Genomic DNA, 1,106 nt, shown 5'->3' with positions numbered 1-1,106 from the left:
TTGACCAGACGATTTTACCTTCACGAGCATCCCAAGCAATGAAGTTACCCAAGTGCGTGCTGCCTTCTGGTGGGTACATGCTCAATGTCGCACCAACGTATGGTTGACCGGCTACGTATTCAACTTCAAATGGTTCGTAGTCCATGCAAACATGGTTAGTTGGAACATAGAACAGACCAGTGCGTGGTGAGAATGCCGCTGGCTGTTGATCTTTTGTACCCAATGCTGCTGGGCAGATACCAGTGGTGTTCACGTCTTCACCGTTACGTGCAGTTGAGTATTTCGCTACACGATCAGGCAGACCAGTTTTCAGGTTAACACCTGTAGCCCAGTTAACTGCTGGGTCAAACTTTTCAGCAACCAACAATTCACCTGTTTCACGATCCATGGTGTATGCAAAACCGTTACGGTCAAAATGCACTAACATTTTACGCATTTTGCCTTTGATGTTTTGGTCTACCAGGATGTTTTCGTTAACACCGTCATAGTCCCACTCATCGTAAGGCGTCATTTGGTAAACCCATTTCGCCATACCAGTGTCTAAATCACGACCAAACAGTGTCATTGTCCATTTGTTGTCGCCTGGACGTTGTACTGGGTTCCAAGTAGATGGGTTACCTGTACCATAGTAGAACTGGTTCAGGTCAGGGTCATAAGAATACCAACCCCAAGTTGTACCACCACCGATTTTCCACTGATCACCCTGCCAAGATTTCAATGAAGAATCTTTGCCAACTGGTTTCAGCATAGACATGGTTTTTTCTGGGTCAACTAACATTTCATCGTCAGGACCAACGCTGTACGCTTTGTACTTAACGTTACCGTCGAAGTCATAAGCTTGAACATAACCACGGACACCAAATTCACCACCTGAAATACCGACGATGACTTTGTCTTTAAATACGTGTGCAGCCGCTGTGCTGGTCGCGCCAACTTTTGGATCATCACGTTTGTCAGACCAAACCACTTCACCTGTTTCCATATCTAATGCAACAAGTGTTGTATCAGCTTGGTTCAGGAAGATTTTGCCATCGCCATAAGACAGACCACGGTTAACGGTATCGCAGCACATGACTGGTACAGTTTCATCGTAGTTTTGTTTTGGC

Annotated in this window: 1 protein-coding gene; it reads right to left on the bottom strand. The window is 45.7% G+C overall.

Going from position 1 to position 1,106, the window contains the following annotated elements; all coding sequences use genetic code 11:
• A partial coding sequence (locus E8Q33_RS14980) for a PQQ-dependent dehydrogenase, methanol/ethanol family (RefSeq protein WP_136555697.1) occupies nt 1-1,106 on the bottom strand: 1,106 nt, incomplete at both ends.

Origin of the sequence: Methylophaga sp. SB9B (assembly GCF_004832235.1) — a bacterium.
Classification (GTDB): Bacteria; Pseudomonadota; Gammaproteobacteria; order Nitrosococcales; family Methylophagaceae; genus Methylophaga; species Methylophaga muralis.
This window is presented reverse-complemented; position numbering and strand designations above follow the sequence as displayed.